Consider the following 19,266-nt stretch of genomic DNA (forward strand, 5'->3'; position numbering starts at 1 on the left):
CCTACCTACCCCGCCATTCCAGTTTAGCGGGGCCGCCAATGACCTTTTCCTCTCCCTTCCGCCGTGCCGTTCTTGGCGCGACAACAGCGCTGCTTCTTGCAGCGACCTCCGCACTTGCCATGTCGCAGGACCGCCCTGACCTCGTGGTTGGCGTTGCCGATTTGCCGCCGACCCTCGAGCCGGGCAAAGAGCTTTCAAATGTTGGTACGCGCGTCAATTACAGCGTGTTTGACACGCTGATCCGTCGTGACTTCCTGTCCGCTGAAGGGGCTGGCGGTTCGGCACTTGTGCCTGGTCTTGCGACCGAATGGACGCGCCTTGATTCTCTGACCCTTGAGGTCAAGCTCCGCGATGACGTTCGTTTCCACAATGGCGCGCCGCTTACGGCCGAAGACGTGGTCTTCACTTTCTCGCCAGAACGTCTGTCGGGTGAAAATGCGATCCTGCCCGAAGGCCCTGCCTATTTCTCGGTTTTGGCTGAGGTGAAGGCCATTGACGAGCATACTGTTCAGTTCGTCACCAAGGCGCCCGATCCGCTGCTCGAGCATCGCATCGCGTCCTGGGCCTCATGGATCGTCAACAAAGCAGACTGGGAAGAAAAGGCTGCCACGGATGGCGGCATTCCCATGTTCCCCGTCGGCACTGGTCCTTACATGCTCGATGAATACAAGGCCGATCAGTCCATTCGTCTCGTCGCCTTTGACGACTATTTTGATGGCAAGCCGACTGCCGCTTCTGTGACCTTCCGCGAGATTCCAGAGCCCTCAACTCGCGTCGCGGGTCTGGTTTCGGGTGAATTTGACATCATCACCAATGTCGCTCCCGACCAGATCGCTCAGATCAACAGCTATGACGACATCGAAACCCGTTCAGTGGTTCTCGCCAATTCGCATGTGCTGGCCTATGGCACTCAGGATCCGGTGATCCAGGACGCGCGCATCCGTCAGGCGATGAATCTTTCGATCGATCGCCAGCTGCTCAACGAAGCGCTCTGGGGCGGGCAGGCCGTTGTGCCCAATGGCCACCAGTATCCCGAGTTCGGCGAGATGTATAATCCGGACCACAATGGTCTCGAATACAACCCTGAACGCGCCAGGGAACTGCTTGCCGAAGCCGGCTATGACGGCGGTTTGATCAAGTACACCACCCAGCCGAACTACTATCTCAATGCCCTGCCAGCGGCTCAGGCGATCATCGAAATGTGGAAGGCCGTCGGCCTGAATGTTGAACTCAATGTTGTCGACAATTATTCCAGCCTAGACATGGCAGCGCTGCAAGTGCGCACCTGGTCGAACTCCACTCGGTACCCCGATCCGGTTGGCGGACTCTGGAACCTCTGGGGTCCGTTTGGTGGTCCGCAGCGCGGCGTTGGCAATTGGGCCAACACAGAAAATCTTGATCGTTTCAACGAACTCGGCCGCATCATCGAGAGCAATGTCGAACTTGACGTTCGTCAGCCGGCGGCCTTCGAAATGCTTGAACTCTGGGAAAAGGACGCGCCGGGCACCATTCTGTATCAGCCGCTCGAGACTTATGGCGTGTCCAAGGACGTCAACTGGCAGCCCTACACATTCTACTACATGGACCTTCGCCCCTATAACCTCAGCTTCAAAGACTGATGGTGACGGTGTCCAATTCCAAGGGAGGCGGCACACTTGCCGCCTCCTCTTCGTTTCCTGAGGACGGGTCAACCGCTCCTCTCCTCGAGGTTTCGCGCCTCACCGTTTGTGCCGGTCGCAACGCCTTGGTTGAGGATGTGAGCCTGCTGCTTCGCCCAGGGCAGACGCTATGCCTGGTGGGCGAAAGCGGATGCGGCAAGAGCCTAACTTGCATGTCCATGCTCGGATTGCTTGAGGCTAACCTTACCCTTAATGGCTCTGTTCGCCTCTTCGGCACTGAAACTGTCGGCGCCTCAGACAGTGTTCTCAATGATCTGCGCGGTCGCGACGTCGCCATGATCTTCCAGAACCCGATGGTTTCTCTCAATCCGGTGCAGCGCGTTGGCGCCCAGATTGCCGAGGCGATTGTCGAACACACTCAACTGCGCGGCCAAGCCGTTGATCTGCGCGTGATTGAGCTGCTGGAGCAGGTCGGCATACCCAACGTGGAGCGCAACAAGAACTGCTATCCGCACCAGCTGTCCGGTGGCATGTGCCAGCGGGTCATGATTGCCATGGCTCTTGCGTGCAGGCCGAAATTGCTGATCGCCGATGAACCGACCACGGCGCTGGATGTCACCATTCAGGCGCAAATCCTTCGTTTGCTGCGGGACCTGCAGATTGAGCTGGGTCTCGGCATTGTGCTCGTTACCCATGATCTCGGTGTGGTGGCAGAAATCGCCGACCATGTGGCAGTAATGTATGCCGGGCGCGTCGTTGAAAGCGCCCCTGTCGACGATCTCTTCGACGATCCTCGACACCCCTATACACGTGCGTTGATGGCGAGCCGCATCGGTTTCGGTCGTCCTCCTGGCACCCTGCTCGATGCAATCGGCGGAACTGTCCCGCCCCCCGCGGCACGACCTTCGGGATGCAATTTCGCGCCGCGTTGCCCAATGGCCAACAGTCAATGCACGGAGGACCCACCGTTGCAATACGTCGGAAAAAGAGCCGTGGCCTGCCATTTTTCGGGCCTAGAAATCGGTGTGGGCGCATGAGCTCCATGACCAAGGGTATCGTCGCCGCAAACCTGACGCAGACCTATTCTGCGGGCCGAAAGATCTGGGGCCCTAGAGAGTCTTTTCATGCGGTGGATCGCGTCAACCTGACCATTGCCGAGGGCGAGACGGTTGGCATCGTGGGGGAAAGCGGTAGCGGTAAGTCTACACTCGGCCGGATGATTGCCGGCATTGAGAACCCTACAAGCGGTAGCGTGACGTTCTGGGGTCAACCTTATGCCAAGGTGGGCACGCCGGAGTGGAGGCGGCAGCGGCGCGATGTGCAGGTCGTCTTTCAAAATCCTGCAGCCGTAGTCGATCCACGTTGGTCCATCCACGCTCAGGTCAAGGAAGCGCTGAGCACCCACGAGCGATTGCCGACTCTCGAAGCGGATGATCGTGCAGAAGCGATGCTCGACATGGTCGGTCTTGGCGCCATGGGCAAAAGGTTGCCGCACCAGCTTTCGGGCGGCCAGTTGCAGCGCGCTGTCATTGCGCGGGCCCTGGTGCTCAATCCGCGCCTCGTCGTTTGCGACGAGGCCGTCAGTGCCCTCGATGTCTCGGTTCAGGCCCAGATCATCAATCTTTTGCTCGAATTGCGCGAGAGGCTCAATCTCTCACTGATGTTCATCTCGCACGACCTCTCGGTGGTCCGTCATATCAGCCATCGGGTCGGGGTCATGCATGCTGGTCGATTGCTCGAGATCGGTGAGAGCAGCACGCTTTTTGACCGGCCGCGCCATGAATACACCCGACGCCTGCTTGCTGCCATCCCCGCTGACAGTCCGAGGCTGCGCAGACAACGCGACATGCAGTCCTTTGGCGGCGCATCGGTCGCTTCAACTCCCATATCTCCGGCACTTTCATGAAGATCATCGCACACCGCGGCGACAGCGCCAGTCACCCTGAGAACACCACGCAAGGCTGGGAGGCCGCCTATGCCAATAGCGCCTTTGCCATCGAGGCCGATGTGCGCCTGTCAAACGACGGGGTTTGCATTTGCGCTCATGACCCGGACCTAATGCGCCTGTTCGGCCGACCCGAACGCCCCGAGGACCTTACGCTCGATGAGCTTCTGGGGCTCAGGAACCATGCCGGCGGACGCATTGCGGTCCTGGATCAGGTGCTCGTTTATGCAAAGGGCGATCAACACATTCTACTTGATATCAAGGACGAAACTCCACGTGCCCTCGATGCAATCTGGCAGACAATTGTCGATACCGTTCCGGCGGAGCAGCGCCATTTGGTGATCGCTGGCTGCCACACGCTTGAGGCCGTGCGCTACTTCGCCGCCAAAGGCGAAACGAGCATTCTTGGCTTCATTCCGGACCCGGAGGAAGCGGGGAAATATTTCGGAGCAGGTGCACGCTTGATCCGCTTGTGGGAGCGCGACGTATCACCGGACCGTGTCGCGCTTCTACATGCGCTGGGTGCCGAAGTCTGGGTGACCACTGGCGGTCGGGGAACCGCTTATGCCGGTGGCGATGCAACGCCGGAAAGCCTCATTGCGCTCGTCAAGGCTAGAGTTCGTGGCGCCTTGATCAATGATGTCGCCATGACGCGAAGTGTGCTGGAGGCCCAGCAATGAGCACTGGTTCCACCTTGCTCTTAACCTTCGATGGGCTGCGTCGCGACCGTGTGAGCCCCGAATTGATGCCCAACCTCTATCGCTTTATGGCGGAGGGCAGCGATTTCCGGAATTCTCGCTCAATCTTTCCGAGCGAAACACGGGTAGCCGTCACCTCAACCGTCACAGGCTCACCCCCGGGTGCTCACGGTGTCGTCGCTAACCAATTCATCCATGCCGTCCGGCCCGACGGCCTGTTCCGCACATCGGAATGGGAAGATCTCGAACTGGCCGCGGCCGCCGGACAACTGCTTGATCGGCAGACCATGGGCGAACGGATGGCGGCCGCCGGCAAGACGATGGCCGTCGTCAGCACAGCCACCAAGGGCGCATCGCGCATGATGAATTCGAGCGCCCATGCACTTGGACAACCTGTCTTTACCGTCCATGGCACGCCCGTTTCGACCCCCGCAGTCCACGATGCCGTCATCGCTCAGCTCGGCGAAATCCCGGCGGCCGGCGCCCCCAACAGCGCACGCATTGCCTATGCGACTGTGGCGCTGATGGACGTGATTTATCCGCGCTACACGCCGGATTTCTGCATTTTCTGGATGAACGAGCCGGATACGAGCTCTCACAAGTTCGGCGTACTTGGTGCCGAAACCGAAGCGGCCATGCGGGTGGCTGACGACAATTTCGGTCACATCCTCGCTTGGTGGAGGGCTGGCAATGGTCCCGATAACATCATCACAATGTCCGACCATGGGCAAATTACAGGCCACGCGCAGCTGGCCACACTCGACATCATTCCGGCCGAGTTCGGCCGCGCCTCGATCGGCTCATTCAGCGGCATATATCTCGACGACGTATCTGACGCTCGCAAGGCCGAGGTTGTCGAATGGTTGGTGCAGCAGGACTTCTGCGGGCTGGTCTTTGCCTCCGACGAGCAAGGCAACGCCATACCCGGCGCGCTACCCTGGTCTGCGGTGCGCAACAACCATCCTCGCGGGGCCGATGTTGGATTTACGCTAAGGGCCACCAATAGCGCCGAGAGTTACAGCCCGCAGACGGACGCTTGCCTCTTTGCCGCCTGGATTTCGCAGGGGGGCGGCATGCATGGCGGCCTCAATCGTGGCGAACTTTCAACTGTCCTTGCGGCGCAGGGACCGGCCTATCGTAGGGCCTATCAGTCCGACGTGCCCTGCTGGCTGCCTGATGTCATCCCGACGGTTTTGACGACGATGGGACTGTCGACAGACGGCACTGAAGGCCGCCCATTGGTCGAAGCATTGGTTGGCGACGATCCTCGCTTCGGTGTTGCGCCAGAAGTGGCAACCCGTGTGCTCAGCGCCAAACTTCATGGGTATGAGCAACATTTGCGCCAGTGGCTGATCGAGGGCAGGACCATTATCGATTGCGGCTGGTCCGCCGGGCGCGGGGCGTGGGTCCAATGAACATTCAGTTCTACCTGACAAAGCTCCTGCGCGGCGCGATGACGTTGCTGCTCGCAGTGACCTTCGTATTCATTGTTCTGCGTGCCTCGGGCGACCCGGCTCAGATGATGCTGTCTGACGAAGCCTCACCACAGGCGATCGAGGCATTCCGAAAGCGTTGGGGCCTCGATGGCTCATACCTCGAACAGTATCTGACCTATCTCTTTGCCATCATCCAGGGCGATTTTGGCGACAGCTTTCGCGATGGAAGGCCGGCTTTGCAGGTCGTGCTTGAGCGCATACCCGTGACCCTGCAATTGGGTATAACCGCCCTGATGATCACGCTGCTTCTGGGTGTCCCCGCGGGTATCATGGCGGCATTGAACCGTGGCCGAATGGCGGACCATGCAGCCATGAGCTTCACTATTTTTGGCCAGAGTGTGCCGAATTTCTTTCTGGGCATTATCCTGATCCTGGTCTTCTCGATGACGCTGCGTTGGCTCCCGAGTTCTGGTACCGGCACTGTCTGGCATCTGATCATGCCTGCCTTGACGCTTGGGACGGCCACCACCGCCACGGTGGCGCGTTTTACCCGATCCTCCATGCTCGATGTCCTGCACCAGCCCTTCATGCGGACCGCCAAAGCCAAGGGGATCCCGCACAATCGGCGAGTCACCCGGCACGCTCTGCCCAATGCGGCCATCCCGGTCGTCACCGTAATCGGTATGCGGATCGGCGGGCTTATCGGCGGTACCGTCACCATCGAGACCGTCTTTGCCTGGCCTGGCATTGGCATGTTGCTGGTCAATTCCGTCAACCAGCGTGACCTCGCCGTGGTGCAGGCGGTCGTGCTGCTGATTGCGCTGACCATGGTCGTCGTCAATCTGATCGTCGATTTTACCTATGGCTGGCTCGATCCACGCGTCGAAGTGCACAATCTCAAAAAGGCTACGGCATGAGCAGCATGGATGTCTCCCCCGCTATTTCGGGATTGCGCCGCCGTGGCTGGCTGACACGCATCTGGAAGGCAAGACCGCCCCTGGTGATCGGCGTCTGCCTTGCCTGGCTCACCATTGTCATTCTTGCCGCGCTATTTGCCGAATATCTTGCGCCATTCGGCTATGCCGAGCAAAGCCTGCTCAAGCGTCTGAAGCCGCCGTCAGCGCTTGGCGGGCCGACGGAGAACCTTTTCGGCACGGACGATCTTGGTCGCGATGTTTTCAGCCGCGTGCTATTTGCCATGCGAACCAGCATCCTCATTGCCGTGATGGCAACAGTTATCGGTGCAACGGTGGGAACCATCATGGGCATCGTCGCGGCTCACTGCCGCGGCTGGGTCGACGACATCATCATGATGCTGGTGGACTTTCAGGCGTCTGTGCCCTTCCTCATTGTCGCCCTGGCGGTCCTCGCATTTCTCGGCAACAACTTCCTGCTGCTCATCGCGCTCATTGGGTTGTTCGGCTGGGATGGGTATGCTCGCATCGCCCGTGGCCTCGTGCTCTCGACCAATGGCCAGGGCTACGCTTTTGCCATTCGCACCCTCGGGGTTCACCCGGCCAAGGTCTATATTCGCCACGTTCTGCCCAATATGTTGGGCATCATCATGGTGCAGATTACCCTCAACTTTCCTGAAATCATCCTTCTGGAAACCTCGCTTTCCTTCTTGGGACTCGGCGTGCAGCCGCCGGGCACAAGCCTCGGGCTGATGCTCGGTGAGGGCCGCAACTATCTGACCACCGCCTGGTGGATGGGCATTCCGGCGGGCACAGTGATCTTCTTGACCACGCTGGCCATAAGCCTGATCGGTGACTGGTTGCGTGATATGTTCGACCCCAACCTGGGGGATAATGGCGAATGACCTCGAAACCCCGGCGTCTCAGCTCGATCGACGAATTGCAGTTTTCCGCGGTGCTTTCCGATCTCGATGGTGTGGTTTATCGCGGGGAGGAGCCCGTGCCCGGCGCGGTTGCCCGGTTCAACCGCTGGCGCGAGACGGGGCTGCCTTATTGTTTTGTCACCAATAATGCAGAAAAGGCACCTGCCGCCTTCGCCGACAAGATCCGCGGGCTGGGCATTGATTGCGTCCCTGATCAGGTCGTCACCTCGGGCGAGATCGCAATCGAATATGTTAAAAAGGCTTTTCCAAAGGGCGTCGGGCTCAATGTCATTGGCACCCAAGCCTTCAAGGACAGTGTAGTTGAGGCCGGATATGATATCGTCGAGAAAGGTGCTGCCGCAGTGCTGGTGGCGCTCGACCGAAAATTCAACTACGCCATGATGGCCACTGCGCTGACCAATGTACTTGGTGGCGCCCAGTTGATTGGCACCAATCCTGATCTTGTCCGGCCACTGTCCAACGGCTTCGAGCCCGGCGCAGGCGCTATCACGCAATCCATTGCGGCAGCTTCTGGTGCAACCCCGATATTCATGGGCAAGCCCGAAGCGACAATTATTGAAACAGCACTGTCCCGTCTCGGCTTCGCCCCAAGCCAGGCCATCATGATCGGCGACCAACTGGAAACTGATATTCTCGCCGGTCAACGCGCCGGCGTCACATCAATCCTCGTGGAAACCGGTGTGCCGCTGGATGCACGGGCAGTGGTGACGCCGGATTACATACTAGCGTCTCTCTAGGGGAAGCAGAGATGCCCCCATTTCCGCCATTCAACCGCCGCCGAGGATCCCGTAAAACCGGACAACCAGCACAATACAAGGTTTGAGCCGGTAAGGGTGACGGCCATTAGGTGGTAGAGGGCAGCCTCCGCTGCGAATTCGGCTGCCCTGAGCAGCGGGTGGGGGCGGCGGGATACAAACTCACACCGCCGCCTTGGCCCTCTGGGGCGAGGCAGTCCGAGTCGGACTTATCATAGAACCCCCATACATACGCAATCGCCAGCCAGAACGAGGAGACTGCCTGCAAGGTGGAACGGGCGGTCAACCACGCTCTGTCCGACACAATGCAGAAGCCGAGGCACTGTTTCTCGACACGTTTCGCGGGATCACCCTGGACCAATCTATGCCGACGACCGCGCAGGGCATCGCCATCCGCTGCAAACCGGTATCAGCCACCTAGCTAGGCGACTGCCCGTCGGGGCTCCCTCGAAACAGGCCGCCTTGCGCCAAGCAGGTCCACCTGAAATGCTTCGAAGTCGACCACTGACCCGGGCACATGGCGATCTATCGAGGCCCCCCTATCTGTCAGATGGCTGCAGGCCGCCGACCTCGATTATTTGCTGCAGGTAGACATCTGTCGGCGGTCTTGGTTTCGCCTCGCCTTAAGTAGTTGGCTGGCCCGTTCGTACGTGTTCCCCAGTGTCACGGTGCCGCTGATTTCCTCAGAAGCGGAGCGGCATATTCGATAAAGGCACGCAGGGCACCTTGCCGGCGGCAGCCCGGTTGAAGAACCATATTTATTGGAACGGGTCGCAGCTCGTATTGGCTAAGCAGTGCGACCAAGCAACCGTCAGCGATTTGATGTTCCACCTGGTAGGACAATGGACGCACGATGCCGAGCCCACGCTCGGCAGCCGCAATCGCGGCGGCAGCGCTGTTGACGGAAAGCCGACAGGTCACCCTGACTGATCGCGTACGGTGGGGAGCTTTGGGTTCACTGTAGCGCCAAAGCTCCTGAGCTCCGGCATCGTTCAACCCGATACAAGAATGGTGTTGCAAGTCGGAAGGATGTTCTGGCGAGCCATGCCTGTCGAGATAGGCGTTCGCCGCACAGATGAGGGGACGCACCTCGCCGATCTTGATGACCTTCAGCGTCGAGTCAGGCAATTCGGCGAGACGAAACGCCACGTCCACACCTTCACCAACAAGATCCACCACACGGTTTAGAAGCAGCACGCGGACTTGTACATCCGGGTATAGCTTGAGGAAACTCTCTACTACCGGCATGACATGGAGCCGCCCAAACAGCTCCGGTGCCGTTATCACAACGGTACCTTGTACTGCCTGGTCCTGCTCAGCTCCCACAAGCTGAGTGACTTGTTCCAGAATGGATCTGTAGCTCGCTACATGACGGGTGCCGGCTTCGGTCACCGAAAAGCGGCGCGTTGTCCGCTCGAGGAGCCGCTCGCCAGCAGCGGCTTCGAGCTGTGCAACAGCCCGTGTAACTGACGCGGGCGATCGCCCCAGGGTGCGAGCGGCAAAAGCAAGAGAGCCACCCTCAACGACTGCAACGAAGATTGCCATGGCCTCAAGGCGGTCCATTTTCTTTCCAATTCTGCAATCAAGATTTTCAGGCTGCCCGTATTATGCCGACCTTTGCAACAGAATACCCTCGCGGCGACGGACAAAGGAGTGGGTTCATGTCGACACGATACAGGTTTCAGAAAATTGCGGACGCTGAGGTGTTCTATCGCGAGGCTGGTTCTGCTGAAGCACCAGTTATTCTTCTGCTGCACGGGTTTCCGACTGCCAGCCACATGTTCCGGGAGCTAATTCCGCTTCTGGCCGATCATTATCGGCTTATCGCCCCCGACTTGCCGGGGTTCGGCCAGACGAAGACACCAGCCAGAGGCGTTTTTGACTACACGTTCGACAACCTTGCGGACGTGATCGACGGATTTACGCAAGCGCTCGCGATCGATCGGTACGCGCTCTACGTCTTTGACTACGGTGCCCCGGTCGGCTTCCGCTTGGCGAAACGTCATCCTCATCGCGTCTCGGCTATCATTAGCCAGAACGGCAATGCCTATACCGATGGCTTCAGCGATCAATGGGGGCCTTGGGAGGCCTACTGGCGAACGGACAGTGAAGCCAACCGTGAAGCCTGCCGCCCGTCACTTTCTCCTGAAGTGATCAAGAACTGGCAATATGGCACAGGAGCCGATCCCGAGCGTCTGTCGCCGGACGGATACGAACTCGATATCGCGTATATGTCGCGCCCAGACGCCGAGGAAATCCAACTCGATCTGATCCGTGATTATCGCAACAATGTGGCGCTCTATTCCGATTTCCAGGCTTACTTCCGTGAGCACCAACCGCCGATGCTTGCGGCATGGGGGCGCTACGATCCGGCATTTGTTCCTGCTGGCGCGCAGGCTTACAAGCGCGATATTCCCGATGCTGAGGTTCATTTGCTCGATGCAGGACATTTCGCGCTGGAAACGCATGCTCACGAAATAGCGGGGCTGATCCGCAATTTTCTGAGCCGTGTACTGACCTAGTTGGCATTCACGAGCAAATGCGAGCGCGTTCGTGGAGCAACACACAGCCGCAAACTGGCGCCGGCCGCCGGGACGTCTAGCAGCGCACTTCAACCATCGGTGTCCGCATCCAAAACAGGCCTGACCATTGACCTTGAGGTGCATGTGGCCGGCCAATGCATGACAATGCGGGCTGATCTTCAGCGCCGCTTAGTATGAACGCCCAAAATGGGGGGTGTCTGCCTTCGGTCCCATTTGCTACCGAATGTCAGCTTTCGGCGTCTTGGTCCCTAAAGCGGTCAGTCCGTTTCCGGCCCCGCTGAAGGCGCTGCCGAGGAGAATTGTGCGGCAGGGGGTAGTTCTCCCGGGGCTTCCCGGCGCCGACCGATGAACCGCTCGCCTTAATCGTTCTCCGATTGGCCGATGTTGGCCAAAGGAGAATGAAAATGGGTATCTCACCATATGACCCCGCCGCCAGAGGTCGACCGGCTTGGAACGCCGGTCGGCAAGTCGGCGCCAAGCGGGCGCTCAAGGTCCGGCAGATCTGGGCAATCAGGTTCTTCCTGGATCGGGAGGGTCGAATGCGCGACCGAGCGCTGTTTGATCTGGCCATCGACAGCAAGTTGCGCGGTTGCGATCTGGTCAAGCTTAAGATCGGCACACTTGTGACAGGTCATGACATTCGCGCCCGGGCGATGGTGATCCAGCAGAAGACCGGCCGACCGGTGCAGTTCGAGATCACGAGCGATGCCAGAGCGAGTTTGCTGGCGTGGCTCGAAAGGCGAGGGGGCTCGGTCGAGGATTTCGCCTTTCCCAGCCGAGCTGATCCGAATGATCACCTGAGCACCAGGCAATATGCCCGGTTGGTGGATGAGTGGGTGACCGCCATCGGTCTTCGCAAGGAGGAGTATGGCACGCACTCGCTCCGGCGCACCAAGGCCTCGCTCATCTGCAAGGCCACCGGCAATCTCCGCGCCGTGCAGATCCTTCTTGGCCATACCAAGATCGAGAACACGGTTCGATATCTGGGCGTCGATGTTGACGACGCACTGGAACTTGCGGAGCACACCGAAGTCTGACGATCAGCGGCCCCACCACAGATGAGGCCGCACGAGTGGACACCGGGCAAGCGCGGTGTCCGGAGAAGAACTCCGGACCATCGCTGATGCGCCCCATTCCGGCCGTAAAGACTTCGTGGGTTCTTCCCCGAGATCTGCCGGTCGGCAAAGCGAAGCGGTCCATAAGTGACTTCCAAAGTGCCTATCATTCCGCGGCCTGCCAACCGCGAACCTGCCGGAAGAACCCCGCGGTCGCCAGACCGGCTAGGGCGAAGGTCAACGCAATGGAAGTGCCTGAAATCAATCCCTGGTCCAGGTAGAACCAGGTGATATAGGCGAAGCCTGGGAAGTACAAAAGGATAGCCGTGACCAGGCCCGGAAAGTAGTTTCCACGCCTGATGGATTCCAGCAAATGAAATGCGCCGTTGATGGTAAGCAACCCGACGAAAAACCAGACTCCGGGTAGGAAGAACGTACCGAACAGGATCAGGATGACGGGGTTGAATATTCCGGTCAAGGTGTCGGTCAGAAACGCCCTTTTGGCGGTCAGTGGTCCGAGCTCGGTCGGACTATCGAATGCGTACTTGTTGAAGTAATTCAGAAATTTTCCAGGAAAAATATACTCTTCCACGGTGTGAAGTGTCGCTATGGGCCAGATCAGGAGATAGAGCCACTGCGGGTCAGTGGCCCGATCCGGTGACAGCAGAATCCATGCGCCCACGGCACAAGCGATAGCCGCCATCGCGCCGTTCAGAAGCTGAGTGAAACGAAGATACTTGCGGTGCTCGGTGGGTGAGTAAATAGACATGGATTGGGCCTGTGTCAGATTGAAAGTCGTTTGATGCGGTAGAGAACATGTGGTCGCTGCCAATGACCAATCGGCACCGTCGCATCTTCGAAGTCGTCGGCTGGAGCATGGGTCATGCCCAGTCGCTCGGCCATTCGCCGGGAACGGACGTTCGACTTGGTCATGTAGGCCACCACTTCCTCAATGCTGGGGCGATGCCAGGCGTCGTCCAGGGCGGCGTTGGCCGCTTCCGTGGCCAACCCCCGGCCGCAGGACCAGGGCGCAAACAGCCAGCCGATCTCGACCGTGAGGGAACCGGAAACCTCATCGCTCGACATTACCGAGAGGCCTGCTCCTCCGATCAGCGCCTGGTCGGATTTACGCCGGACTGCGAAAAATCCGAAGCCGTGGCGCTGCCAGTGCGCGATGATCCAACTGAGGGCGCCATAGGCTGCAGCGGCATCAAGGACAGCAGGATAGAGATAGCGACGGACCACCGGGTCAGCGTTCAACTGCGCAAAGAAGGGAGCATCGTTGAGCGTCCATGGGTCGAGCACAGTCCGCTCGGTCTCGATTCTGGGATATGACCTTTGCGGCAGGGGCGACCGATTCCCTTCGGTGCAGGGAGCGTTCATCGCCATTTGGTCACCAAGCGCGCTATCGCTGCGAAAGCAATCCAGCCAAGAAGTATGCCCAATGCGTTGGGAAAGAGGTCGGCAAGGCGGGGATTGTGGCCCACGACCGTCGATTGCGAGACTTCCCAAGCCGCACTTACAAGGAACGTCAGGACCGCTGCAAGAGTAAGCCGCCGTGATCCCAATGCGGCGCCCGCGGCGAGCATGATGGCAAAGGTTGAGCCGATGTGGGGCAGCTTGGTCAGCGCGTTCAAAACCGCGTCCATGGACAGTGTCCAGTCGAACTGGGGTGCCCGGCGCCCCTTCGGAGCATCGTTGGCCGCCCAGACGCTCGCGAGGGACAGCGCGGTGAAGGGAATCCAGCGCAGGGCACGGACCAGGATCGGATCGCTTGGTCGCTGGGTGCTATTGGTGTCTTGCATGGTGATAGGCTTCGCTTGGGGACTGGTAGAATGGAACTATCGATGGGACAGAGACGGAATGGGATTTGCCGGCGATCCCGGTGAGCGCAGCGGCAGTCCGAACAGCGGCCGTAGCCATGCGACGCGGCGGATGAGTTCGTAGCCGATCAGGCACCCCGTAACGGTGCCGAACGTCACGACGGACGCCTCGAGCACCAGCGGCAAGTGGTTGGCTGTGGCTAGAGCGCCCAGGGAGACAATCAGGGTCTGATGCAGAACGTAGTACGGCAGAATTGCCTTGTTCAGGTAGGTCAGCAGTCGGGTCTTGCAGTTGAGGTACCTGTCTGCAGCAGCAAGCATCGCCACAATGACGCACCACGCGTAGATCAACCGGACTGTTCCGCCATCCGCCACGGGCGACAAGTCCAACACCAGCACGGCACCAAGCGTCGCGGCGCACACAGCGGCCCACAAGCCGGTCTGTCGAACGCACCGCCAGAACGACGGAGCGCGGGCGACCAGATAACCGAACAGCATTGCCGTCAGGCTGATCGCGTGGGTGAACCAGTCATTGACCAGATCATGGGTTACCGGGAAGCGATCGGCCAGGACGATACTGGCGACGAGGAAAGTGATCGGAGCAATGGCCAGCAGGCCAAGGCCCAGCCAGACATTGTCACTACCGTCCAAATAGGCGGCCAGGCGGTCGGCAGGACCTGCTGCCGCGCAGATGATAAGGGTGTAGACAAGCAGATAAATCAGATACCAGAGATGGTTCCACGCCGGGGTAAGAATGGAGAACTCGAAGTCCACATCGAGATAGTCCATGTAGAACGCCCAATAATCGGCGCCGATCTCGCCTTTCTGCAGCAGTTCGAAATAGCTCTGCGGCGCGCACAGGACAAAAAAGCCGAACATCAATGGCAAGCCCAGCCTTTTCAGCCGCAGGCCGCAAAGTTGCGCAACGGGCACGCGATCAAGCGCATATCGAAGGGCCATGCCCGAAATCAGGAACAGAAGTGGCAGGCGCCACGGGTTGACCAGGCGCATGACGGGTTCAATGGCGTCGGAGTGGAAACGGCTTTTGGTGTGCCAGTCCCAGCTCACATAGAACATGCCGATATGGTAGGCAATAAGCACCGCAAAGGCGCCGACCCTTAGCCAATCGAGATCGTGGCGGCGGGGCTTTGGGGAGGTATGAACTGTGTATGTCATCGAGCTGCTTTTTGGTTCGCAGCGACGCCTAGCCCTTGCGATCGGGATCGGGTATCGACGAGTGACGAGCGGCTAACGGGTGGGACGAGTGGCGAGGAGACAGTCGGCTGGATTCGAGCGGGATCTCGAGCGGCAGGTGCTCATGCGCGTCTGGCTGCTTGGCGTGGTGTTCCTGGCCGGGGTTGCCGTCACCAACACTCTGACACTAATCACCGAGGCACAGCGCGCCGGAACCTCACCGGACTGGTTGGAACCTTGGATTCTCGAGGTGACCAGCGTGGTCTCGCTGGGCGTGCTCATTCCCGCCGTCGCCGCGCTTGAGCGGCGTTTTCCCTTTACAATTGAAACTTGGCGAAGCGCTTCTGTCGCACACTTGGCCGGCAGCATTGCTTTCTCCGCCTCCCACATGCTGGGAATGTGGGTGTCGCGGGTGATTTCGTTCCGCCTTGTCTTGGGGCGGGACTACGCTTTCCTCGATGATCCACTGGCCGACGCACTCTATGAATATCGAAAGGATCTGCTGCCTTACTTCATCATCGTGATGTTGCTCAAACTGACTCGTGACATGCTTGAGGCGCGTCAGGCCGCGAGAATTTCACGAGACGAGGCGCGATCCTCCGGCAGGTTGACGCTCAAGTCAGGTGGCCGGATGCTGATGTTCAGTAGCGCCAGCTTTGTGTGGGCGAGTTCTGCCGGGAACTATGTGGAAGTCTGTATCGATGGGCGCGTTTACCTGGCACGCACCACTTTGAAGGCGCTGCTTGAACAGATCATGGATGCCGGGGTGGATGTGGCCCGCATCCACCGCACGCTGATTGTGAACTCGGCGCATCTGCGCGAAATCCGCCCCCGCCGCGACGGTGATTTCACCGCCGTTCTCGTCGACGGCACCGAATTCAGGGGATCGCGCCGGTACCGCGCTAACGTGCCCGGCGCGACTCCTGTTTCACAGCCTTGAACAATTCGACTTTCCCGAGTGCAGGAAGCAATCACGCGAGGACTGGACTGCTCCAGCCACCAGCGGGACGTCCAACATCGTCCAGGCGGCGCTACGATATTTCCTTCCTGGTGAGGGGCCTAGGTCGCGAACCGTCAATGTCCGAGATGCCGTAATCAAGGGCGAGTTGCGCAGCCACATGGGCCTGACCCGACTTTGCCATCAAGTCCCTGTCCCTCCACAAACCGGCAATGGTCCGCCCGATGAACTGCGGTGACTCCGAGTTGGACAGATCGAAGAACTCCGCCGCGCGCAACACCGCCTCCGTTCGGACCAAGCCAGGGTAGAGGGCCAAGGCCGCGACATTGTGAGGTCGCAAATCATGGGCAAAGTCTGCGGCCATCTTGTTGGCTGCAGCCTTGGAAATACCATAGATGGCATTGCCATTGTATAGTTCAGCGGCCCAGAACGAGATGTTGACGATCAAGCCGCGTCCACTGCCGATCAGAATTGGAGCCGCCGCCCGCGATGCGATGAAGGCTGCGCGCACCCCCACGTCGATCATGGCGTCCCAGCGCCGGATCGGCTGCTGCCAGAAGGGCCGCCCCCAAGTGAACTCCTGGCCCTCTACCATGTGCTCATATCCCGGCCAGGCATTGTTGACCAAGATGTCGAGCCTGCCGCCGCGGCCAACGTCGCTGATAACCTCCTCGGTTTGGGCATCAACTGCGTGATCGCAGCGGTGCACGAACAGGCGGCCGGGCAAGGACGCCGCATCCTGGATCAGCCCCTCCAATGACCCCCCGCCCTGCGGGTGCTTCTGCGCCTCGGCCTCTGTCATGGTACGGCCGGTTGCGTGCACCGTAGCGCCTTCAGCAAGAAGTGCCAGAGCGATCCCCCTGCCAACGCCGCGGCTCGCGCCTGTAACCAGTGCAACCACATCTTTCATGCCACAACTCCCTCTGCGATTGGACAATAAGAACAAACCAAATCGGAACAGGCAAAATCGCGCCGGACGAAACCCGTCAGCCCAGCGGGACCCGATATGCAGCAAGCCTAGCGCCGGCCTTGCAGGTTGCACAACGTGCTGATGGCACCGATTCCCGCCGCTCATCCCTCCGGTCTGCCGCTCAACCCAAACCGCTTAGGTCTTTGGCCATGCTTCGTGCAATCAGCCGCTGTCCGGACACGGTAGAGGCAGCGCCGGGACAAGACTTGAGTTCCAATCGACCGGCAAGTCTTCTCAACTGGCGCGGCAACCCTGCGAGCACGTCGATATGCTGAAACGTCCACCTAAGAAGAGCGAAGTGATTGAGCTTCGGCTGCCATACGAAACGAAGGCGGCATTCATGGCCAAGGTCCGACAGGAAGGCGTGACGGCTAGCGCCGTCCTGCGCCGGCACATCGATGTGTATTTGCAGGGATCTGCAGAAGAACGAAACGTCCTCGACCCGAAGGAAACGCCTATGAGACGTAATTCTAAGCACGACCCGATGTTTTTTGCCGGGCGCCGCTGGCGTCCCGCCATCGCGGCACTGACCACCCTGATTGGCCTGGGCGCTGTGGTGCTCACGATTTCGCCGGCGAATGCCGTGCCCGATCTTACTAGTGCCTTCAAGCATCTCGACACCGACGGCAATGGCGTCCTGACGCAAGATGAGTTCAAGGGCGCTATTTCGCACCGCGCATCGTCTTTGGCTGCACCAACTCATCAGCCTGTAGTCAAACCGATGGACCAAGTTCCACCAGGGAGTGACGTTCTGCTCATGGTCGGGCAGCCAGGAACCGGCTCTGCCTCTGCCTTCATTGCGGCATTGGCCCAAAACGAGCCTCCATCTGACAAGCACGTCGGCGATGCGATATGGGATGAGTTCACCAGCGCAGATTCGAATGGCGACGGCCTGCTAGGCTTTGGCGAATTCTTCCGCCGTCACGGCGTGGTGATGGCTGAACTCTTTGACTCCGTTGACAAGGACCAAGACGGTTTCGCCGATGCCATGGAGCTGAAAATCGTGAATGCCGATGGCAGCATACCAGCCGATTTCATTCGTGCCGTGGATAGTAATGCTGATGGGAAGCTGAGCCGGCTTGAGTTTACCCAACACTAGAAATCGGGTCGTGCCGTTGTTGCTACATTCGAGTAGCAGCGACACCCCATTTCACCGGAGCAGCGTTGGCCGGCGGAATCACCTGATCCGGCCGGCCAACCAATCAAGCAATGCGGTGGATGTATCGCTACTGTTCCGACGATGTCGCCGGAGCTCCCGAACTAAATACCTGACCAAGAGAGGCAATGGTATTTATGGACAGTTTCTCGGCCTCTTTGAGCCGGCAAGAGGGCGTTGTGGATAGCATCTTCAGCACCTGCCTTGACATGCTCGAGGAACCAGCCTTCGCACACATACAAGGCATTGGCATTGCTTCTGGCGAAAATATTCGACTGGGGGGACCAGCAATTGATCGCCTAACCAACGTTTTCTCGATTACAAAGGCGGTCGTTGCGATGGCTGCACGGCATGCGCTACACCAACGCCTCTTTGCTAGTCTGGACGACACGGTCACGCTCGACGGGCACACGTGTCCACCCACAATAGGCAATTTGCTCGCAATGAAGCAGTCATGGCGGCTGGAGCCCGACATGGACGAAATCGAGCGTCGAGCCGTAGATCCGGTTCCGTCTATCGCTAACGCGCTGGGTCGTTCAACGAGCACAGGACAATATGTCAACGCCGGAATGCATCTTTTGATGCGGGAGCTTCACCTCCGCACCGGATCCGCCCGGAGCTTCGTTGAGGACGAAGTGTTGTTGCCGGCCGGCATATGCGCCTACAAGTGGGAAGGCGATGCAACGGGTGTTCCTTGGGGGCACGCACACCTACACCTGAGTGTGCGGGACACCCTCAGGCTCGGTATGCATTGGCTGGGCGCGGAGCCTCTCGTACCTCGCTCTGGGGAACCGACGCCGCCGATGCCGCCGGAATGCCTGCCTTATGTTGATGGTTTTTGGATCGGTAACAGCTATCTTTTAGCCGCCGGTTGGGGTGGACAGTGCCTCTTGATGATACCTGCAACTCACACAGTCTTTACCGCACTGGCGGACACCGGCTGGAGCCGGAGGACCAACCGTGACACCTTGCAGGACGGCTGGCGTACCGGCCGTGAGCTGTTTCATCGAAGCCTGCCTGAAGCCGTTGCGTGGCGTAGCTGAGTGTTTCGCTGCCAGCGGGACGAGGACGGCCGCCCCGCTGGTAGCAGTTGCTCGGTTGATGCCGCTCGCTGGCGCCTACTGCGTTCATGAGTACCCGCAGTGTGGTGTTTCTGCGCACTCGACCAGCTTTGCCGGCTCATACCGATCCGGTCTCATGCGCCACCGCTAAACGGCAGCCAAAACTTTGCAGTGGGCCATCGAACGGCTCGGGTG

The 19,266-nt window shown here is 59.3% G+C and carries 19 protein-coding genes; 13 read left to right on the top strand and 6 right to left on the bottom strand.

The annotated features are described in order from the left end of the window. Positions 1–38: 38 nt before the first annotated feature. From ACE4RL_RS01240 to ACE4RL_RS01275, 8 genes are read left to right on the top strand one after another with little or no spacing between them, the layout of a single operon-like run. Complete coding sequence (locus ACE4RL_RS01240) at positions 39–1,619, top strand: ABC transporter substrate-binding protein (RefSeq protein WP_375598733.1); 1,581 nt, start codon at positions 39–41, stop codon at positions 1,617–1,619. Beyond that, a complete protein-coding gene (locus ACE4RL_RS01245; RefSeq protein ID WP_375598734.1) occupies positions 1,619–2,656 on the top strand; it encodes an ABC transporter ATP-binding protein in 1,038 nt (345 codons plus the stop codon). Before ACE4RL_RS01240 ends, ACE4RL_RS01245 begins: the two co-directional genes overlap by 1 nt. Further along, positions 2,653–3,525 carry an ATP-binding cassette domain-containing protein gene (locus tag ACE4RL_RS01250; RefSeq protein ID WP_375598735.1) on the top strand — a complete coding sequence of 291 codons (873 nt, stop codon included), beginning with the start codon at positions 2,653–2,655 and terminating at the stop codon, positions 3,523–3,525. The genes ACE4RL_RS01245 and ACE4RL_RS01250 overlap by 4 nt, the downstream gene beginning before the upstream one ends. Then, entirely contained in the window at positions 3,522–4,244 is a 723-nt protein-coding gene (locus tag ACE4RL_RS01255) for a glycerophosphodiester phosphodiesterase (protein WP_375598736.1), read from the top strand. The genes ACE4RL_RS01250 and ACE4RL_RS01255 overlap by 4 nt, the downstream gene beginning before the upstream one ends. After that, a complete protein-coding gene (locus ACE4RL_RS01260) occupies positions 4,241–5,677 on the top strand; it encodes an alkaline phosphatase family protein (protein WP_375598737.1) in 1,437 nt (478 codons plus the stop codon). The genes ACE4RL_RS01255 and ACE4RL_RS01260 overlap by 4 nt, the downstream gene beginning before the upstream one ends. After that, positions 5,674–6,615, top strand: a complete 942-nt coding sequence (locus ACE4RL_RS01265; RefSeq protein ID WP_375598738.1) for an ABC transporter permease — start codon at positions 5,674–5,676, stop codon at positions 6,613–6,615. The genes ACE4RL_RS01260 and ACE4RL_RS01265 overlap by 4 nt, the downstream gene beginning before the upstream one ends. Next, the gene (locus ACE4RL_RS01270; protein ID WP_375598739.1) at positions 6,612–7,517 is read left to right on the top strand and encodes an ABC transporter permease; all 906 of its coding nucleotides are present in this window, start codon (positions 6,612–6,614) and stop codon (positions 7,515–7,517) included. The genes ACE4RL_RS01265 and ACE4RL_RS01270 overlap by 4 nt, the downstream gene beginning before the upstream one ends. After that, complete coding sequence (locus ACE4RL_RS01275; RefSeq protein ID WP_375598740.1) at positions 7,514–8,293, top strand: HAD-IIA family hydrolase; 780 nt, start codon at positions 7,514–7,516, stop codon at positions 8,291–8,293. Before ACE4RL_RS01270 ends, ACE4RL_RS01275 begins: the two co-directional genes overlap by 4 nt. Before the next feature lie 681 nt (positions 8,294–8,974). On the opposite strand, the gene ACE4RL_RS01280 is transcribed toward ACE4RL_RS01275, so the two are convergent. Further along, positions 8,975–9,874: a LysR family transcriptional regulator gene (locus ACE4RL_RS01280; protein ID WP_375598741.1), complete on the bottom strand. Its 900-nt coding sequence runs from the start codon at positions 9,872–9,874 to the stop codon at positions 8,975–8,977. Positions 9,875–9,972: 98 nt separating this feature from the next. On the opposite strand from ACE4RL_RS01280, the gene ACE4RL_RS01285 reads away from it, so the two are divergent. After that, complete coding sequence (locus ACE4RL_RS01285; RefSeq protein ID WP_375598742.1) at positions 9,973–10,833, top strand: alpha/beta fold hydrolase; 861 nt, start codon at positions 9,973–9,975, stop codon at positions 10,831–10,833. A 425-nt stretch (positions 10,834–11,258) separates the two neighbouring features. After that, on the top strand, positions 11,259–11,891 hold the full coding sequence (locus ACE4RL_RS01290; protein WP_375598743.1) for a tyrosine-type recombinase/integrase: 633 nt from the start codon (positions 11,259–11,261) through the stop codon (positions 11,889–11,891). Positions 11,892–12,075: 184 nt separating this feature from the next. Here the strand turns inward: ACE4RL_RS01290 and ACE4RL_RS01295 are convergent, their stop codons facing one another. From ACE4RL_RS01295 to ACE4RL_RS01310, 4 genes are all read right to left on the bottom strand, one after another. Continuing rightward, positions 12,076–12,678 (bottom strand): HXXEE domain-containing protein, encoded by a 603-nt coding sequence (locus tag ACE4RL_RS01295; protein WP_375598744.1) that lies wholly within the window; start codon positions 12,676–12,678, stop codon positions 12,076–12,078. A gap of 14 nt (positions 12,679–12,692) precedes the next feature. Beyond that, entirely contained in the window at positions 12,693–13,214 is a 522-nt protein-coding gene (locus ACE4RL_RS01300) for a GNAT family N-acetyltransferase (protein ID WP_375598745.1), read from the bottom strand. A 74-nt stretch (positions 13,215–13,288) separates the two neighbouring features. After that, positions 13,289–13,714 (bottom strand): VanZ family protein, encoded by a 426-nt coding sequence (locus tag ACE4RL_RS01305; RefSeq protein ID WP_375598746.1) that lies wholly within the window; start codon positions 13,712–13,714, stop codon positions 13,289–13,291. 36 nt (positions 13,715–13,750) lie between these two features. Continuing rightward, the gene (locus ACE4RL_RS01310) at positions 13,751–14,908 is read right to left on the bottom strand and encodes an acyltransferase family protein (RefSeq protein WP_375598747.1); all 1,158 of its coding nucleotides are present in this window, start codon (positions 14,906–14,908) and stop codon (positions 13,751–13,753) included. A gap of 142 nt (positions 14,909–15,050) precedes the next feature. Here ACE4RL_RS01310 and ACE4RL_RS01315 point away from each other — a divergent pair, with 142 nt between their 5' ends. Then, a complete protein-coding gene (locus ACE4RL_RS01315; RefSeq protein ID WP_375598748.1) occupies positions 15,051–15,866 on the top strand; it encodes a LytTR family DNA-binding domain-containing protein in 816 nt (271 codons plus the stop codon). A gap of 91 nt (positions 15,867–15,957) precedes the next feature. Here the strand turns inward: ACE4RL_RS01315 and ACE4RL_RS01320 are convergent, their stop codons facing one another. Continuing rightward, a complete protein-coding gene (locus ACE4RL_RS01320; protein ID WP_375598749.1) occupies positions 15,958–16,794 on the bottom strand; it encodes an SDR family NAD(P)-dependent oxidoreductase in 837 nt (278 codons plus the stop codon). A 328-nt stretch (positions 16,795–17,122) separates the two neighbouring features. Between ACE4RL_RS01320 and ACE4RL_RS01325 the strand changes: the two genes are divergently transcribed. Together ACE4RL_RS01325 and ACE4RL_RS01330 are read left to right on the top strand one after the other, a co-directional pair. After that, positions 17,123–17,953: an EF-hand domain-containing protein gene (locus ACE4RL_RS01325; RefSeq protein ID WP_375598750.1), complete on the top strand. Its 831-nt coding sequence runs from the start codon at positions 17,123–17,125 to the stop codon at positions 17,951–17,953. A gap of 185 nt (positions 17,954–18,138) precedes the next feature. Beyond that, positions 18,139–19,053: a serine hydrolase gene (locus tag ACE4RL_RS01330; protein WP_375598751.1), complete on the top strand. Its 915-nt coding sequence runs from the start codon at positions 18,139–18,141 to the stop codon at positions 19,051–19,053. The last annotated feature ends 213 nt before the right edge of the window (positions 19,054–19,266 follow it).

The organism is Devosia polycyclovorans, from assembly GCF_042181575.1.
Taxonomy (GTDB): Bacteria; Pseudomonadota; Alphaproteobacteria; order Rhizobiales; family Devosiaceae; genus Devosia; species Devosia polycyclovorans.